We start from the raw sequence: 17,720 nt of genomic DNA, 5'->3' as shown, positions 1-17,720 counted from the left end.
AAGAGTTAAGGAGTGTCGGATGCGAAGAGCTTATAGCGGGATTGTTATCGTCATGGTGGCGGTCCTTGCCTTGTCGGCGTGCGGTAAGAACCGCAAGACGCCACAGCTGATGACCTTTCGCAATAGCGGAAGTGGCCCGGACGAATTTGCAATTCTTCCGACGAAACCACTGCAGGCACCTGAATTTTCCGAAGCACTGCCACCCCCCACGCCGGGTGGTACGAACCTGACGGACCCGACGCCAAAGGCCGATGCTGTCGCAGCGCTTGGTGGGCGACCAGAGCAGCTTCAGCGCACGGGCGTTGTTGAGGGTGACGTAGCACTCGTCAGCCATACGACCCGTTATGGAGTAGCCTCTGATATTCGCACAGCGCTTGCTGCTGACGACGAGAACGTACGTCGTGGCAACCGAGAGCAGTTTTTGCGACGTATTTTCGGTGCAAATCTTTATTACCGAACCTACAAAGAACAGACTCTGGATGAATTTGAAGAACTGGAGCGGTTTCGCAATTTGGGTGTACGAACACCCTCTGCCCCGCCATTGCCTGAGTGATAACAACCTAAGGCGCTATCACAACCTCGTTGGATGGGCTTGCGGACAGCGCGATGGTTGTGCACCTGTAGGTCACGCCGCCAGTGCGGCTATATCTTAAAGGATTGTATATGCTGCACCGTATTGGCCTGATCATCGCAACCCTTGTCTGGACCGCAGCACCCACCACAGCTGAGGTTGTTTCAAATTTCAAGCTTGATAACGGTATGGAAGTTGTGGTGCTGGAAGATCACCGCGCACCGGTTGTCGTTCACATGGTCTGGTATCGGGTTGGCGCCGCAGATGAACCGGCCGGACGCTCGGGTATCGCGCATTTTCTGGAACATTTACTGTTTAAAGGCACCGATACAATAGCGTCGGGCGAGTTTTCCGAAGTGGTTTCGGCAAATGGCGGGTCTGACAACGCGTTTACCAGCTGGGATTATACGGCTTACTATCAACGCGTTGCGTCGGACCGGCTGGAATTGATGATGACTATGGAATCTGACCGGATGCGCAATTTGCGCTTGTCAGAGGCTGACGTTTTAACTGAACGCGATGTGATACTTGAGGAACGCAGCCAGCGCACTGACAGCGACCCGGGCGCGTTGTTTTCAGAACAAAGACGGGCTGCGCAATATCTCAACCATCCTTACGCGGTGCCAATCATCGGCTGGCGGCACGAGATGGAACAGCTTTCGCTGGATGACGCGCTTGAGTTTTATCAGACATATTACGCGCCTAACAATGCAATCCTGATTGTTGCCGGTGATGTGACGCCTGACGAGGTTCGGGTGCTGGCAGAAAAATATTATAGCCCGCTCGCCCCGACAGAAAACCTGCCAAATCGACTGCGCCCACAAGAGCCACCACAGCTTGCGGAAAGACGTATAGCGCTTGAAGACGCGCGGATCGGGCAACCCTATGTGATGAGAACCTATCTGGCGCCAGAGCGCGACAGCGGGGACCAAACAGAGGCCGCAGCGCTGGAAATGCTGGCTGAGCTTTTGGGTGGAAGCTCGACAACATCCGTTCTTGCGAAAAAACTGCAGTTCGATACGCAAAAGGCAATTTACACATCTGCATTTTACAGCGGAACGTCACTAGACGACACAACCTTTGGTCTGGTGGTGGTTCCAAACGAAGGTCTGAGTTTGATCGACGCCGAAACTGCGTTGGATGCTGCGGTTGCCGAATTCATGGTGGAAGGTGTCGATAGTGCCCAGCTTGAGCGCATAAAAATGCAATTACGCGCCGCACAGATTTACGGTGACGACGATGTCAGCTCGCTGGCAAGACGCTATGGTCAGGCTTTGACCTCGGGTTTGACAATCGAAGACGTGCAAGCCTGGCCCGATATTCTTCAATCCGTAACAGAAGAGGATGTCATGGTAGCTGCCCGTATGGTTTTTGATCGTCAGCGCGCCGTTACAGGATTGCTGAGTCGTCCCACCGCCACTGAGGAGACAACCCAATGATCCGTCTCACTTTGATTATCGTTTGGTGGTTTGCTCTGGCATTTGGCGCGCGCGCTGCTGTTGAAATAACTGAAGTTACGTCACCGGGCGGAATTAAGGCCTGGCTGGTCGAAGAGCATTCGATCCCCTTTGCAGCGCTGGAAATAAGGTTTCAAGGAGGGGCGAGCCTTGATGCGCCTGGAAAGCGTGGCGCAACCAACCTTATGATGGCGCTGGTCGAAGAAGGCGCGGGTGATATGGACGCGCGTGAATTCGCAGCCGCGCGTGAAGCGCTGGCAGCGGATTTCAGTTTTGGAACCTTCAACGACTCAATCTCCGTTTCCGCTCGGTTTTTGACCGAGAACCGAGACGACTCTATGGCGCTTTTGCGTGCTGCTTTGATGGTGCCACGCTTTGATGACGCCTCGGTAGAGCGGGTTCGCCGACAGGTGATATCGGGCATTCGTTCTGACGCGCAGGACCCAAACAGCATTGCCAGTGCCGCGTTTGATCTGACCGCGTTTGGCGACCATCCTTATGGAAGCGATCTTAGCGGAACACTGGAAAGCGTCACCGCATTGACACGCGCTGATATTTTGGAGGCGCAGGCACGTACCATGACGCGGGACCGTTTGTTTGTTGGTGCGGTCGGAGATATCACTCCGGAAGAATTGGGCGTCTTGCTTGACGATCTGCTGGGTGAATTGCCCGAAGAAGGGGCCCCGTTTCCAGAGCGCGCCGAGTTTTTACTGGCTGGTGGGCTGACAGTTGTTCCATTTGACACTCCACAATCTGTCGCGGTTTTTGGCCACGTCGGTATTAAACGGGATGATCCGGATTTTTTTGCGGCCTACGTAATGAACCAAATCCTTGGTGGCGGCGGGTTTTCTTCGCGGCTGACGACCGAGGTAAGGGAAAAACGTGGGCTGACCTACGGTATCAACACGTATCTCGTTCCGATGGATTATACCGAACTTTACATGGGGCGGGTTGCCTCTGCCAACGAACGGATGGCTGAAACCATTAAAGTGATCCGTTCTGAATGGGAAAAGATGGCTGATCTTGGTGTTGGCGAAAAAGAACTTCGTGACGCGATCACCTATCTGACGGGGGCTTATCCGTTGCGTTTTGATGGCAACGGGCCGATTGCCGACATTCTTGTCGGGATGCAAATACAGGGTCTTGGGATCGACTACATCAAAACCCGGAATGAAAAAGTGGAAGCTGTCACAGCCGACGATGTCGCCCGGGTGGCAGCACGATTGCTCGACCCTGACGCGCTCCATTTTGTGATTGTCGGTCAGCCAGTTGATGTAGACGCATCAAATTAATGACTTTGGCGGGGTGGCGTGCATTAGCGCGCCCGCGTTGCAATCAACACACCTGTCGCGGCGGCAGCCATGCCCACCCATGCAAGGGGTGGCATCACCTCGCCCAGCAATGCCCAGGCGATGAGTGCGGCCACCGGAGGCACCAAAAAGAACAGAGCTGAGACTTTGCTCACCTCGCCCGCGCGGATCATTGCAAGAAGTAAGCCCACGGAAATGAGAGAGTTGCCGATTACCAGATAAGCGAGCGCACCGAAAAATCCCGGTGTCCAGCTGATCTGCTGCGTTTCCAGCGCGAACATAAAAGGCAGAATGCCAAGCAAGCCCGCTGTGTAACCAATAAGGTTCGAAGTGATTGGATGGTGGGTCAAACCAAAGCGCTTTTCCCAGAGCGTTGCAAAGGTCATGCCCATCAATCCCAACACCGCGAAAACAATACCAAGTGCCGGTGGAGACTCGATTTCAGAGCGCGCGATTATAACAATTGCCGTACCCGCCAGGCCCAGTGCAAGCCCACCCCAGCGTTTCCAGCCAATACCTTCGCCGGTCCATCCTGGGGCAATCACGGCAACAAGAATGGGCTGCAGTGACATCAGCAAGGCGAGTGTTCCTGCTGCGACACCATAGAGTAATGCGATATAGGACATCCCGAAATAGACGGTTTGAATCATCACCCCAACAACAGCCAGATGGCCCCAGTCTGCCCGCTTCTTTGGTAACGGTGGACGGATGATTGCAAAAAGAACTGCCATGATTGCAACAACGCAGGCATAGCGAAGCGCCAGTAAAGTCATCGGCTCAGAATAGAGCAGCCCGATCTTTGCAACCGAATAGCCGCCTGACCATAGACACAAAAAGATCACCGGGGCTGCGATTAGCCACAAAGGACGATTGGTTGGCATGGGTTTTCCGAACCGGGAAATCCGGCAATTTGCGGCCGACTATAAGAGTTCGCGTAGCCTCGTCAATCAGGCTCGCCAATTCGTGGGACAACGGTCGTTTGAATACAGTAAAGAATTTTCCCATAGCTGCGTTCAGATCACTTCGGGAGTGGTCGAATCGGCGCAGGACATGCTATTTGTAGTGGTATGCCCGTAGAGACACACCAAATAAGCGAAAATCGACCCGTGATACGCCAACTTGATGAGGCTGCAATCAACCGGATTGCGGCAGGCGAAGTGGTGGAACGGCCCGCCTCTGCCGTGAAAGAACTGGTTGAGAATGCGATCGACGCAGGCGCACAGCGGATTGATATAGCCTATGGTGATGGTGGTAAAACACTGATCCGCGTTCGTGACGACGGTTGCGGGATGTGCGCTGAGGAACTGCCAATGGCACTGGCGCGGCATGCGACGTCAAAGATTGACGGGTCTGATCTGTTAAACATCCATACATTCGGGTTTCGCGGAGAGGCGCTCGCATCACTGGGCGCGGTCGGGCGGCTTTCACTAACGTCGCGCACTGCCGAAGGTGAAGGTGCCACGCTTTCCGTTGCGGGTGGTAGAATGGACGCCGTTAAACCAGCTGCGGCAAAACCCGGCACAGTTGTGGAATTGCGTGATCTGTTCTATGCCACACCGGCGCGGCTTAAATTCATGCGCACGGATAGGGCCGAAGCGCAGGCGATCACCGATGTAGTGAAGCGGCTTGCAATGGCGGAACCTTTCATAGGTTTCAGTCTGCGCGATGTTTCTGGCGGCGGGGAAGGGCGCGAAACATTTCGTGCAGACGCCGAAAGCGGCGATTTGTTTGACGCGCTGCATGGCCGTTTGCGCCGGATTCTCGGTTCAGAGTTTGCGGATAACGCGCTGAAGATCGAAGCGGAGCGTGAGGGGATTTTCCTGACAGGATACGCCGCCCTTCCCACATATTCGCGTGGGTCTTCGATCGCGCAATACCTGTTTGTGAATGGGCGACCTGTGAACGACAAGCTGCTTGTCGGGGCGCTGCGGGGCGCCTATTTTGACTTTCTGTCACGTGACAGGCATCCGGCAGCAGCGCTATTTCTAGAGGTCGAACCAAACCGTGTTGACGTGAATGTGCACCCGGCGAAATCACAGGTACGGTTTCGCGAACCGGGTGTTGCGCGTGGGCTGATCGTTTCTGCTCTTAGGCATGCGCTGGCAGAGGCGGGGCACAGGGCATCATCCACTGTTGCCGGGGCAACGTTAGGCGCAATGCGGCCGGAAACACCGGGTGGTCGGGTCTACCAGATGGACCGGCCAAGTTATGGAGCGACACAGGCAAGCTATGCCGCGCAGTCCCCTGCTTTTAATACGCCGGGGTTTGCAGAGGCGTCTGTTCCCTCTGCTCGCTTTGAAGACCCCACACCAAAAACAGATGAACATGCCACAGAGCTTCCTTTGGGTGCGGCGCGTGCGCAGGTGCATGAAAACTACATCATCGCGCAAACCGCAGATGGCATGGTTATTGTTGATCAGCATGCAGCGCATGAACGTCTGGTTTATGAAAAGCTGAAACGCCAGATGGCAGAGAACGGCGTTGCTGCGCAGGCATTACTGATACCGGAAATTGTAGATCTGTCAGAGGGCGACAGTGCCTTGCTGTTGGGGATGGCAGATGATCTTGCCCGCCTTGGGCTGGTGATTGAACCATTCGGTGGCAACGCAATCGCCGTTCGTGAAACCCCGGCTATTCTGGGTGCCGTGAACGCGCGCGGTATGATCATGGATATTCTCGATGAACTGGCGGACCTTGGCGATAGTCAAACCGTTAAGGCCCGGATTGAGGCGATCCTGAGCCGGGTGGCCTGTCATGGTTCGATCCGGTCTGGTCGGGTCATGCGCGCGGAAGAAATGAATGCGTTGCTACGCGAAATGGAGGCGACGCCACATTCCGGACAATGCAACCACGGTCGCCCAACCTATGTAGAACTCAAACTGGCCGATATTGAACGGCTGTTCGGACGCACATGATAGAGCTTGCAGGCCAGAACTATACTTGGAACGACCCGCTGGTGCTGATCGTCGGGGGGGTATTGCTGGCTTTTTTTATTCTGTTGATCATGGCGGTGCGCGCTTCTGGCCGGTCCGTACGGCTTGCAGAGCCTCTCGCGCAACAGATGGGCGCTTTGGGACAACGTGTTCAATTGCTTTCTGACGGGCAGCAGCAGCTTGCAGGGGGTTTGACCCATGTGTCAGAGGCGCAGGCAGCCTCGCAGGCCAATATGCTGCAACTGATGGAACAGCGACTTCAGGCGGTGACTTCGTCCATGAACGAGAACCTTCAGGGGACGTCGCGCCGAACAGCACAGTCGCTTGGCGAATTGCAGCAGCGCCTGATGACCATCGACAAGGCGCAAGCTAACATTGAAAAACTGTCGGGCGACGTGTTGAGCCTGCAGGATATTCTGTCAAACAAGCAGACGCGTGGGGCATTTGGTGAGATTCAGCTGAATGACATTGTTTCAAAGGCGCTGCCTAAAGACAGCTATTCAATGCAGGCGACGCTTTCGAACGGCAAACGTGCCGATTGTCTGATCCATTTGCCAAACCCGCCGGGGCCCATTGTTGTTGATAGCAAGTTCCCGCTTGAGGCTTACGAGGCGCTTCGGAACGCCAAGACCGATTGGGAGTTGAATGAGGCAGCGAAATTTCTTCGCGTTTCAGTTAAGGCGCATATCAAGGCGATCTCCGAGAAGTATATTCTGGAAGGGGAAACCGCGGACGGTGCCCTGATGTTTCTGCCGTCCGAGGCGGTTTACGCTGAACTGCATGCGAATTTTCCGGAACTTGTACGCGAAGGGTTTGCCGCGCGTGTCTGGATCGTGTCACCAACCACCTGCATGGCAACGCTGCACACCATGCGCGCCATTCTGAAAGACGCGCGGATGCGTGAACAGGCGGGGGCCATCCGCAAGACACTGCATCAGTTGCACCGCGATGTGGAAATTGTGGTTGAGCGTGTGGACAAGCTGAACACCCATTTTGGACAGGCTCGCGCAGACCTTGAAGGAATCAATACTGCGGCAGAGCGTGCAGGCAAACGCGCGGCACGGTTGGATAATTTCGACTTTGAAGAAATTGAGCAGGACGCGAAAGAGAATGTAGTTCCTCTATCAAAACTCTGAATGGCAGGTGGTTTGATAGCTAAAAAAGAAATTGGTTTACGCAGCCAGGTTCGCGATTTCGTTCTGCATCCAGTCTGCGAATTCTACGATCCTCTGATCAGGCCGCAAAGATTTTGGGAAGACAAGGTACATCCCACGCGACGTCGCAACGGTCAGAGGGTGCAGACGCACGAGTTGACCAGTTGCTTCGTCCGTTTGCGTGAGCTTTGAGTCGGCAATCGCGATTCCATTTCCTGAAAGCGCCAGATCAAGCATCCGCGCACGGTTTTTGTATTCCACTGTCGTTAAATCGGGGAGGTTTTTAATCCCTGCTGATTTAAACCAGTCAAACCAGTCATGCATTCTACCCTCGATATGGCCAAGGGTCATATCTGCAATCTCAGTGGGTCGCAGTGGAAGGCTCTTGTTGCCTATAAATGAGGGTGAACAGACGGGCCCAATTTGGTCGCCATGCAATAAAATTGCAGCCAGACCAGGCCATTTTCCGTCGCCGTATCGTAATCCGGCGTCAACATCCGTTTTTTGAAAATCAATAACGTCGTCTTCGAAACGTAACTGGATTCTTAAGCCAGGATTCTTGTCGTGAAACCGTTTCAAACGTGGAAGAACAAGACGATTGGAATAAAACGGCGCAGCAGAGATTACGATTGTCCCTTCCATTCGCTGGTTCAGAACTTCTGCTGTAGCGCCTTCTATTTCGTCGAGCGCACGCGTAAGTACGGGCGCGTATGCCTCTCCTGTTTCAGTGAGCTGAACTTCGCGTGTTAGCCGGTTAAAAAGCTGAACTTCAAGATAATCTTCCAGTGCTTTAATCTGATGGCTAACGGCCGCCTGCGAAACGCACAACTCGTTTGCCGCTTCTTTGAAGCTTACATGACGGGCTGCGGCCTCGAATGCGCGCAGTTGGTTCAGGTTGGGTAAGCGTCTGGCCATGTTTCACATACTTTAGAAAAACTAAACCATAGTGCAAAAATTGATCGTTTGTTGTCAAGGCGCGGGTTTCATTATGGTTCTTACAAGGTGCCGATAATCGCGAACTGACAAACAATAAAGGAGCTTACCATGCCACGGAACACACATACAAAGCCGCACTACACTGAACTCGATCTAATGCTTCTGCGTGCAGGAGTACGGAACACAAAAGACCACCCCTATTGGAGTTACAGACAGCCTAAAACCGTTCAGAACCTTCAGAATTTTGTGATCAGGTTATGTGGGAAAGCGGCAAACCTGCTACACACTTTGGCAAATAAAATCGACTTTGAAGTAAACGAAGCAGCGAAAGCTTAGCTAGAATACAAACAACAAAAAAAGGTGCCCCGATGAACTTGGTGGCACCTTTTTGTTTGCATGAAAGACATTCAGAATCTTAATCGACGTTTCACAAAACAAACCGCTGGAAATGCGAATAATTCAAAACGATTTGCAGTCATCAACCACCTGCAGATGTTGTGCAAGACGGTCAACTTCACCCATCCAGCGTGCAATCAGTTTGGGGTCTGAGGGTGCTGCATGCACACCTGCGGCGATTTCACGGTTCAGGACAGCCTCGACAGCCAACGAGACAGGAACGGACACAAGCCGCGCCATTGCTGTGCCGCGTTCGTCGCCCCAGGCGTCCATCACATATGTTTTGTGGTACACAGGAACACCCTCTTTTTCGGCTTTAAGTTCGACGCACATGATCACGCGGTCGGGTTCGCCCTCGTCATAGCTGTTCTCGTCCCAGAACTGATCCGACATTTCCTGAAGACGTGCGTCACCCGCAGGGCCGGAAAGCGTTTCAATTTCGGAAAAAACGTCTTTCCACGCCTCTGCCCAGCCGTTCAGCCGCAGGGTGCCACGAACGAACTCTTTAACACGCCAGTTTTTATCGAACTGGTAGTCAGCCATGAACGGGAGCGAATCCCGGTTCGGATAGACTTCAAAGGTTTCGGGCTGATCAAGCGGAGCGGTATAGCTGCTGATCGCATCCCAGGGGCGCGCAACATCAAGCGAAACATAGTCACGGATCGATTTTGACGGAGACCGCAGTGCCTTGAGCACGCCAACCGGTGACCAGCTAAACTTATAGCGAAAGGGGTTTGGTATTTTTGGCACCCCGCCACAGTAAGATTTGAAGGTGATGCCGTTTGTGGCGTTATAGGCACCTGAGGCACGATAATCAGCAACCAGCCAATGCGCCATCAAATGGTCAATGCCGGGGTCAAGGCCAACTTCGTTCACAAGGCAAACACCAGCATCTCGGGCAGTCGCATCCAAAGCTCTCATTTCGGGGGCGATATAGCTGGAACTGACAAAATGCGCGCCTTTGGAAATGCACAGCTCTGCCAAGGGTACATGCCAATCGCCCGGAAGCATTGAAACCGCGACATCGCCGGATTGCAGAACTGCTGCAAGATCATCAAGCGAGAATACATGAATGTCATCGGTCAGATCGCCAACGGCCTCTTGTGCCTTCCCGATAGTCCTGTTCCAGACAGTCACTTTGTGACCGGCTTCAATCAGGCGGCGGAGGCCGGGGATGGCCGAAAGGCCGGTGCCACACCAATGGATTGTCATATCTTCCTCACAGGGTTTTTGTGTGTTTATCAAATTCAGCTTTGGCTCTTCCCCAGACGCTAGACGTAAGATCGGGAAGAGTCATCAGCGACGCCAAAAGCTGACCCGCAAAATCCTCGGATGACTCGCGCGGCAACATTGACGGAAGGTTGTCGATCGCCATGACATCTAACGGGGGAGTGTCATACACGCGAACGGCAGGGGATTCCCAAGTCGTTGCACTTTCGTAAACCGGAACTGGGTTGTAATCGCTGTCCGGATCACATGCCACATCTCCGACAACCGTAAGAGTGCGCTGCGCTGTCAGGGCAGATTTTGGCACAAAGACAGGTGTTCCGGGCCGTGCAAAGATACAGTTGATGAAAAGATCGTGCTGCAGCACCTCGGGAAACGGTCCGCCAGAGGCGGTTTCGGCCATATCCCATTTCGTGACAGGAACCCCGAGGCTTTCGCAAAGGTCAGAAGCGCCGGCACCAACGCGGCCCAGTGCGCCAATGACCAAAGCTGTTGGGCGCTCATCCGAAAGCGCGTCGAGCTCTGTTCCCAGATCATCAAGCAAGTCATCCTTGCTGGCATAGACACCGACCGGCCCACAAATGCTACCGTGCTGTTGTGCAACCCAGCATTTCAGGCTTACAGCAGCACCTGCGAAACCAGCCCAGTACCCGAATGCGGCAACCCGGCGACCCGTTTCATCGACCAGATATTCAAGGTCGTAAAGCGTTCCGCCACCGGTTTTGAAGCGTTGTAACAGAGCCTTGCCAGAATGCTGACCCTTATATGCATGACCAAACATGATGTGGCGATGCGGAAGCGGTGTGCCGTCTTCTGGCAGTTCTTTAAGACCAAAAATAATTGCATCTGCAGGTGCGTCTGGCCAGCTGTTCTCAGGCGCAATTTCACACCCGGCTTCGCGGTAGCCAGCAAGCGGAATGGCACGGGCTGAACTTTCTTCGACAGTTACTTTCAAACCTGCGTCCAGCAATGCCTTTGCACCCTCGGGTGTAATTCCAACGCGTTCCTCGTTTTGCCGCTGTTCGGCCCGTACCCAAAGATGTGTCATCATGTTGCTTTCGTTAAATTTCGGACGAACAATAACCCTGTCCAGCGATGCCTTAAAGATGCGTTTGTGCAAACCTGCGTTCTGTATTTTCGAGATGCGGTACGCCGTTGAAATGGGTCAGGGCCATGGTGTCCCCCAACCGGTGAAGATGATGGACAGACGTATTCATGATTGCAAGGCAGGCGCGTGACATTGCCGGTGTACCAAGCCCCATTGTAAGCCGCAAAACCATGCTGATCAGCCCGGCTGACGTTACTGCAAGGGCTGGCCCTTTTCCTTGTGCAATTTCGTCAATCACACCAGAGACACGGTCTTCAAAAGCCTGGAAGCTTTCGGGTGGATTGTCGATGTCACCCGCCTGCCATAACGTGAAAAGCGCCGGCAGATGCGCGACAAATCCTTCACGGGAGTCTGGAATTGGTAAGCCATGTTGTGTCTTGATCAACTCTGCAAGTGTGAAATACTCGATCTCGTTAAGCCGTGAGTCCTGAATGATTTCTGCATGAAGGTCGGCCCCCATGGAAAGTGCAGTTTCGTTTTGGCGTATCAATGTTCCGCAATAGACGCGTTCGAATCGCGCGCCTGAAAGCGTCAGATGTTCACCCAGCCACTTTGCCTGTTGATGGCCGAGCGGGCTAAGCTGGTCATAACTCTCTTCGTCACGGGCGTTGGTCTGGGCTTGTCCATGACGAACAAAGGTGATCTGCGACATGGTTGTTTGCTCCTTTGCCCAGAGACTTATGTCAATGTTGCGGCAGGGGAAAGGACGTGCGTTGAAATGTCATTATTTTCCGTTAGGAACCTGCCTTGGCGCATTTGGTTACCTGCCTGTCGCGGATGAGGGCTTCGCCTTTCCTTTGCTATGCTTTAAATTGGGGCGATTAAGGGAGCCCGCCTATGACCGATAACATCCGATTCACCCTGGACGGCAAAGACGTTGAAGCCGAAAACGGCGAAACAATCTGGGAAGTTGCCAAGCGTGAAGGCACGCTTATTCCACATCTTTGTCACAAGGACGCTCCTGGATATCGGTCTGACGGCAACTGTCGTGCCTGCATGGTTGAAATTGACGGAGAGCGGGTTTTGGCCGCGTCCTGCATTCGCACACCAAGCGAAGGGATGAAGGTCACAACAGATTCGGCACGTGCAGATACCGCCCGCAAGTTGGTTATGGAGATGCTTGTTTCCGATCAGCCAGCGCAGGAAGTGGCCCACGATAAGTCATCCCACCTTTGGGATATGGCCGCGATGCAGGGTGTTGGCGAAAGCCGGTTTCCCAAACTGGAAGACGGGCGCATTCCGCTTTTGGATGACAGCCATGTCGCGATGAGCGTAAATCTAGACGCCTGCATTCAATGCGGTTTGTGCGTGCGGGCCTGTCGCGAAGTGCAGGTCAACGACGTGATCGGCATGGCCGGGCGCGGGCATGATGCCTACCCGACATTTGATATGGCAGACCCGATGGGCGCGTCAACCTGCGTGGCTTGCGGTGAATGTGTTCAGGCCTGTCCGACTGGCGCGTTGATGCCTGCGACTGTGACGGATGAGAACCAGGTTGGGGACAGTCGTGATTTTGACAATGAAGTCGAAAGCATCTGCCCGTTTTGCGGCGTCGGCTGTCAGGTTTCGCTAAAGATTAAAGACGGCAAAGTGAAATATGTAGACGGTATCAACGGCCCGGCAAACGAAGGGCGGCTCTGCGTTAAGGGGCGGTTTGGTTTTGACTACATCCACCACCCGCACCGGATAACGAAGCCTCTGATCCGCCGCGAAGATGCACAGGCAAAAGGTCTGAATGTTGATCCGGCCAATCCGCTGACCCATTTTCGAGAAGCAACCTGGGAAGAGGCACTTGATGTTGCTGCAGGAGGTCTTGCCAAACTGCGCGACACGCAGGGCGGAAAATCGATTGCCGGGTTTGGCAGCGCGAAATGCACTAATGAAGAAGCCTACCTTTTTCAGAAACTGATCCGTCAGGGATTTGGCCATAACAACGTTGATCACTGTACACGACTTTGCCATGCATCTTCGGTTGCGGCATTGATAGAAAATGTTGGTTCAGGCGCGGTTACCGCAACCTTTAATGAAATCGAAAATTCGGATGTCGCGATTGTTATAGGCTGTAATCCGATAGAGAATCACCCGGTTGCGGCGACCTTTTTTAAGCAATTTACGAAACGTGGCGGCAAGCTAATCGTGATGGACCCGCGCGGCGTTGGCTTGCGCCGTTTTGCAACACATATGCTGCAATTCCGGCCCGGTGCTGACGTTTCAATGCTGAACGCGATCATGAATGTGATTGTCGAAGAAGAGCTGTACGACAAACAATATATCGATGCCTACACAGAGAACTGGGAAGCTGAAAAAGAGCATCTCAAAGGCTTCTCGCCCGAAGCGATGAGTGAGATTTGCGGTATCGAACCTGAAGTTTTGCGTGACGTGGCTCGCCTCTTTGCAGGCGCTAACGCAGCCATGATTTTCTGGGGCATGGGCATATCGCAACATATCCACGGAACTGACAATTCGCGCTGTCTGATCAGTCTTGCTCTGATGTCTGGCCAGATTGGCCGACCGGGTGCAGGTTTGCACCCGTTGCGCGGACAAAATAACGTGCAGGGCGCGTCTGACGCCGGGCTCATTCCGATGTTCCTGCCGGACTATCAGACGGTCACGGACGATGGTGTTCGTTCTGCCTTTACCGAGGTCTGGAAATCAGGTGATTTCAGCGCTGAAAAAGGCCTGACCGTAACCGAGATTGTGGATGATATTCACGCCGGAAACACGCGCGGCATGTACATTCTGGGGGAAAACCCGGCGATGTCCGACCCGGATGTCGAACACGCACGCGATGCATTTGCAAAGTTAGAGCATCTTGTTGTGCAGGATATTTTTGTCACCGAAACGGCGTGCTTTGCAGATGTCATCCTGCCAGCTTCGGCATTTTATGAAAAATCAGGCACTGTGACGAACACCAACCGTCAGGTGCAGATGGGCCGCCCTGCAGTGACACCCCCGGGTGAAGCAAAGCAGGATTGGTGGATCGAGGTAGAGCTTGCAAAACGGCTTGGGCTGGATTGGGGCTATACCGACCCATCCGAAGTCTTTGCTGAAATGAAGCTGAATATGAAAAGCCTTGATAACATAACCTGGGATCGTCTGGTGAACGAAGGCGCGGTGACTTATCCGTCGCTCAGCCCAACTGACCCCGGTCAGGCGATTGTGTTCGGAGACGGATTCCCACGGCCTGACGGTCGTGCCAAATTCACGCCTGCAAGTGTTATCGCGCCTGATGAAGCGCCGGATGCAGACTATCCGATGATCCTGACCACCGGACGCCAGCTTGAACATTGGCACACTGGCTCTATGACACGTCGATCAAAGGTTCTGGACGCGGTTGAGCCTGAGGCGAACTGTTCCCTTCATCCCAAAACCTTGCGTACAATGGGCGTTGAACCGGGTGACATGATCCGACTGACAACCCGACGTGGGTCAATCGAGATCATGGCGCGTGCTGACCGCGCAATTGCCGAAGATATGGTCTTCCTGCCATTTGCTTTTGTAGAGGCAGCGGCGAACATTCTGACCAACCCCGCGGTCGATCCCTACGGCAAGATCCCAGAATTTAAATTCTCGGCCGTTAGGGTAGAAAAGCAGGATAGCGCGATAGCGGCCGAATAAATCATGTCAGTTGGTGCGGATCGTTTTCTGAAAGATCTTCATCAACTGCGCACGTTTGGTGCGACGGGAACTGGTATTGTACGACGTGCATTTTCGGATATGGATATCGCGGCGCGGCTGTGGCTGGCGGCTGAAATGCAGGAGGCCGGATTAACACCGCAGTTTGACCCGGTCGGCAATTTGTTTGGTCTGCATCCTGCCGAAAAAAGCCTGCTCATTGGCTCTCATTCCGACACGCAACCCGAAGGTGGGTGGCTTGACGGCGCGTTGGGCGTTTTGATGGGGCTCGCGATTGCGCGCGCGTCTGTTCAGGCAGGTGGCCCGCCAGTTTCAGTTGTATCCTTTCAGGATGAAGAGGGGCGGTTTGGCGGGCTCACCGGAAGCCGTGTTTGGGCTGGCGACATTTCGTTGTCGGAGGTAGATGATCTATGTGATTTCGATGGCATCAGTTTCGCGGACGCACGTTCAAAGATGAAAGAACTGGCCGGTGATTTTGTTAATCCAGCACAGTTCACGGGTTACATTGAACCCCATATCGAACAGGGCCCTGTTCTGGACACCTCTGGTGAGAAGGTTGGCGTTGTAACCGAGATTGTCGGTACACGCGAATTGCTCGTGACACTTAAAGGTCAGCAAAATCACGCGGGAACAACACCCATGCCGATGCGCCGCGATGCGTTTCAAGCCCTTGCTGAGTTTTCGCATGAATTGAACGGGCGCTTCCAGAATGTTGTTGCATCGCAAACCGTCTGGACGATTGGGCATGTCGAGGTGCATCCAAACGCCGCGTCGATTGTTCCGGGACAGGTCAGGTTCTCGGCCCAATGGCGCGATGGTGACGCGGGCAGGTTAGCGTGCATGGAGGATATCGTGCGTGAAACGCTGGCAGATGTTTGTGCCACGCACGGTATCGGCGCCCGTCTTTCAGAGTCGCAACAAATATTACCGGTCAAAATGGATACAGGTTTGCGCGAAAAGTTAGAAATTGCCGCCGAGCAATCGGTGCCGGGGAGCTGGCGAAAGATGCCATCAGGCGCGTTGCATGACGCCTCCTACGTTGCACGCTTGATGCCCACCGCAATGATGTTTGTTCCGTCCATTGGTGGTATCAGCCATAGTTTTGAGGAAGACACGGCAGAAGATGATCTTGTGATAGGGCTCAATGTTTTGGCCCGCGCAGCGTTTGGCTAGCGAAGCAAACCGCACGTGATTGGAAGAGTTGCAATCGGGCTGTAATTCCAACCATTGCGAAGGCCTGCTTTGCGGGACGAAGCGGACGCTGAATCTCTCTGCCTAGCTACGGTTCACGGAAGGCCAAAGCCCCGCTATAGTTACGTGTGAACATCGAAAGTCAAAGGTGCGTATTGGTATGGCACGGCAGCTCCCGCACGAGAGTCAAAAGAAGTACCTTGTTTATGCCGGTACCGGAACAGACCTCATTTTCAACCACGGCATTGAGCTGCCGGGGTTTGCGTCATTTCCGCTGCTTGAAAAGCCTGAATCCCGGGCAATCTTAGCCAACCAGATGAAAGCAATTGTAGACCTTGCCGGAGAGATGAAGGTGGGGTGTATTCTTGATGCTCCGACATGGATGGCGAATGTCGATAGAGCTGCGCCGTTGGGCTACGGGGCCGGGCAGCTTGTTGATGTTAACAGAGACGGTGTCGCGCTAATGGAAGAAGTGCGCCAAGCTGCTGGCCACGATGATGTATTGGTCTCGGCCTGCATTGGTCCGCGCTATGACCCTTATGCTGACATACCACCCTTGTCTGTCGAAGACGCACGTCAATACCACAGCGCTCAAATGAGCAGTCTGAAAGATACAAGCGTCGACCTTGTCACCGCCTATACATTCAACCGTCCGAGCGAGGCCGCAGGCTGTATCCTGGCTGCCCGAAATGTCGATCTGCCAATCATCATGTCACTGGTGGTCGAGACTGACGGGTGTTTGGCAGATGGCACAAAACTTGTCGAAGCGATTGATTGGATCGACGCCGCAACCAATGCGGCTGCATCGTTTTTCATGGTCAACTGTGCTCATCCAACCCACTTCTCCAGAGCGCTAAAAAACCATCCTCGATTGAAAGGAATTGTGGCGAACGCTTCGATTTGCTCACATGCAGAACTTGATGAGGCAGACGAATTGGACGAAGGCGATCCTCGCCAGCTCGGCAAGCAGATCGCCGAGATAGCGCGGGACAATCCATCGATAATAGTGTTTGGGGGATGCTGTGGTACCGATATGCGCCACCTGAAATCGATGGCGCGTGAATTGAGTTAGCCAACCTGTTTCTGTTTAAGCTTTGGGCTCAGAACAGCCATCGGGCGTTTTCAGTTAGATTAAGCCGTGACTCTAGATCACGCCCGCTGATAGCCGCGTCGCAACATTCGCTCTCGTGCCCTGTCGGCAGCAAGCGAAGCTGCGCGTAAATCACCAAACAACGCGATGCGTTGCTGGCCTGAACAACCACGACCACCCCAATCAAACACCACAGACCATTCCCCAAAAAGATTCAGAGATATTTCAATGCGATAATATGTGGGCAACCCTTTGGCAGAAGCGCCTTTTGTCATGAAGCAGACAGCCATGAGAGGAGTCTAAAAGGCGAAGATTCAGGCCGCAAGCGCTTTCCGAAATCTTCGCCGATTTTCCGCTTACCCGACCAGAACGATTGCGCTGCTTCCCGCACCGCGACGCAAAGCATGAGTATCGGCTAGTTCCGGGTCGTTGATCCACGCGAGGGCGGAATCGCGATCTGGAAAGCTAAGCACGGCGGCCATGTCTGGTGCCGGGATGTCGCCCTCAAGTACGGCGGGGGACGGTGCTGCGCTTAAAACTGCGCCGCCGTGTTTGGCCAGCGCATCGCCAGCTTTTTCACGGTAGGCGGAAAGGCTGTCCTTGTTAGTAATAGAAATGTGAACGGTTGCATAAATCATGGTCAGTCTCCTGTGATGAGTTTTTGATTTAGTTGGGTCGCAGGCATGCGAAAACCAGATGCTTTTGCAGACA

The 17,720-nt window shown here is 53.8% G+C and carries 16 protein-coding genes; 9 read left to right on the top strand and 7 right to left on the bottom strand.

Annotation, left to right across the window (positions count from 1 at the left end):
• The first annotated feature begins 19 nt into the window (after positions 1–19).
• The 3 genes from J4E70_RS13505 to J4E70_RS13495 all read left to right on the top strand — a co-directional run bounded on the left by J4E70_RS13505 (position 20) and on the right by J4E70_RS13495 (position 3,320).
• On the top strand, positions 20–553 hold the full coding sequence (locus tag J4E70_RS13505) for a DUF3035 domain-containing protein (protein ID WP_213890168.1): 534 nt from the start codon (positions 20–22) through the stop codon (positions 551–553).
• A gap of 110 nt (positions 554–663) precedes the next feature.
• Entirely contained in the window at positions 664–2,010 is a 1,347-nt protein-coding gene (locus tag J4E70_RS13500) for a M16 family metallopeptidase (RefSeq protein WP_213890167.1), read from the top strand.
• On the top strand, positions 2,007–3,320 hold the full coding sequence (locus J4E70_RS13495; RefSeq protein ID WP_213890166.1) for a M16 family metallopeptidase: 1,314 nt from the start codon (positions 2,007–2,009) through the stop codon (positions 3,318–3,320). Before J4E70_RS13500 ends, J4E70_RS13495 begins: the two co-directional genes overlap by 4 nt.
• Before the next feature lie 23 nt (positions 3,321–3,343).
• On the opposite strand, the gene J4E70_RS13490 is transcribed toward J4E70_RS13495, so the two are convergent.
• Complete coding sequence (locus J4E70_RS13490) at positions 3,344–4,219, bottom strand: DMT family transporter (RefSeq protein WP_213890165.1); 876 nt, start codon at positions 4,217–4,219, stop codon at positions 3,344–3,346.
• Between the two features lie 186 nt (positions 4,220–4,405).
• Between J4E70_RS13490 and mutL the strand changes: the two genes are divergently transcribed.
• Both mutL and J4E70_RS13480 read left to right on the top strand, forming a co-directional pair.
• Positions 4,406–6,253: a DNA mismatch repair endonuclease MutL gene (gene mutL, locus J4E70_RS13485; RefSeq protein WP_213890164.1), complete on the top strand. Its 1,848-nt coding sequence runs from the start codon at positions 4,406–4,408 to the stop codon at positions 6,251–6,253.
• Positions 6,250–7,407 (top strand): DNA recombination protein RmuC, encoded by a 1,158-nt coding sequence (locus tag J4E70_RS13480; protein WP_213890163.1) that lies wholly within the window; start codon positions 6,250–6,252, stop codon positions 7,405–7,407. Before mutL ends, J4E70_RS13480 begins: the two co-directional genes overlap by 4 nt.
• Before the next feature lie 36 nt (positions 7,408–7,443).
• Here J4E70_RS13480 and J4E70_RS13475 read toward each other — a convergent pair whose 3' ends face one another.
• Positions 7,444–8,340 carry a LysR substrate-binding domain-containing protein gene (locus tag J4E70_RS13475; RefSeq protein ID WP_213890162.1) on the bottom strand — a complete coding sequence of 299 codons (897 nt, stop codon included), beginning with the start codon at positions 8,338–8,340 and terminating at the stop codon, positions 7,444–7,446.
• A gap of 129 nt (positions 8,341–8,469) precedes the next feature.
• Here J4E70_RS13475 and J4E70_RS13470 point away from each other — a divergent pair, with 129 nt between their 5' ends.
• Complete coding sequence (locus J4E70_RS13470; protein WP_213890161.1) at positions 8,470–8,697, top strand: hypothetical protein; 228 nt, start codon at positions 8,470–8,472, stop codon at positions 8,695–8,697.
• A gap of 123 nt (positions 8,698–8,820) precedes the next feature.
• Here the strand turns inward: J4E70_RS13470 and J4E70_RS13465 are convergent, their stop codons facing one another.
• From J4E70_RS13465 to J4E70_RS13455, 3 genes are read right to left on the bottom strand one after another with little or no spacing between them, the layout of a single operon-like run.
• Entirely contained in the window at positions 8,821–9,969 is a 1,149-nt protein-coding gene (locus J4E70_RS13465; protein ID WP_213890160.1) for a saccharopine dehydrogenase family protein, read from the bottom strand.
• Between the two features lie 7 nt (positions 9,970–9,976).
• Positions 9,977–11,032 carry a saccharopine dehydrogenase gene (locus tag J4E70_RS13460; RefSeq protein ID WP_213890301.1) on the bottom strand — a complete coding sequence of 352 codons (1,056 nt, stop codon included), beginning with the start codon at positions 11,030–11,032 and terminating at the stop codon, positions 9,977–9,979.
• A gap of 52 nt (positions 11,033–11,084) precedes the next feature.
• Positions 11,085–11,744, bottom strand: a complete 660-nt coding sequence (locus J4E70_RS13455) for a histidine phosphatase family protein (RefSeq protein ID WP_213890159.1) — start codon at positions 11,742–11,744, stop codon at positions 11,085–11,087.
• Between the two features lie 185 nt (positions 11,745–11,929).
• Here J4E70_RS13455 and fdhF point away from each other — a divergent pair, with 185 nt between their 5' ends.
• The 3 genes from fdhF to J4E70_RS13440 all read left to right on the top strand — a co-directional run bounded on the left by fdhF (position 11,930) and on the right by J4E70_RS13440 (position 16,991).
• Entirely contained in the window at positions 11,930–14,710 is a 2,781-nt protein-coding gene (fdhF, locus tag J4E70_RS13450) for a formate dehydrogenase subunit alpha (protein ID WP_213890158.1), read from the top strand.
• A 3-nt stretch (positions 14,711–14,713) separates the two neighbouring features.
• Positions 14,714–15,901: a hydantoinase/carbamoylase family amidase gene (locus J4E70_RS13445; RefSeq protein WP_213890157.1), complete on the top strand. Its 1,188-nt coding sequence runs from the start codon at positions 14,714–14,716 to the stop codon at positions 15,899–15,901.
• 178 nt (positions 15,902–16,079) lie between these two features.
• Entirely contained in the window at positions 16,080–16,991 is a 912-nt protein-coding gene (locus J4E70_RS13440) for a homocysteine S-methyltransferase family protein (RefSeq protein ID WP_246531759.1), read from the top strand.
• A 77-nt stretch (positions 16,992–17,068) separates the two neighbouring features.
• On the opposite strand, the gene J4E70_RS13435 is transcribed toward J4E70_RS13440, so the two are convergent.
• Both J4E70_RS13435 and J4E70_RS13430 read right to left on the bottom strand, forming a co-directional pair.
• A complete protein-coding gene (locus J4E70_RS13435; protein WP_246531758.1) occupies positions 17,069–17,284 on the bottom strand; it encodes a WGR domain-containing protein in 216 nt (71 codons plus the stop codon).
• Between the two features lie 81 nt (positions 17,285–17,365).
• Positions 17,366–17,647 (bottom strand): DUF1330 domain-containing protein, encoded by a 282-nt coding sequence (locus J4E70_RS13430; protein ID WP_213890155.1) that lies wholly within the window; start codon positions 17,645–17,647, stop codon positions 17,366–17,368.
• Positions 17,648–17,720: the final 73 nt, after the last annotated feature.

This window comes from Pseudohalocynthiibacter aestuariivivens (assembly GCF_018457175.1).
GTDB lineage: Bacteria > Pseudomonadota > Alphaproteobacteria > Rhodobacterales > Rhodobacteraceae > Pseudohalocynthiibacter > Pseudohalocynthiibacter aestuariivivens.
The sequence above is the reverse complement of the archived record's forward strand: the minus strand, read 5'-3'. Positions and strand labels throughout refer to the sequence as shown.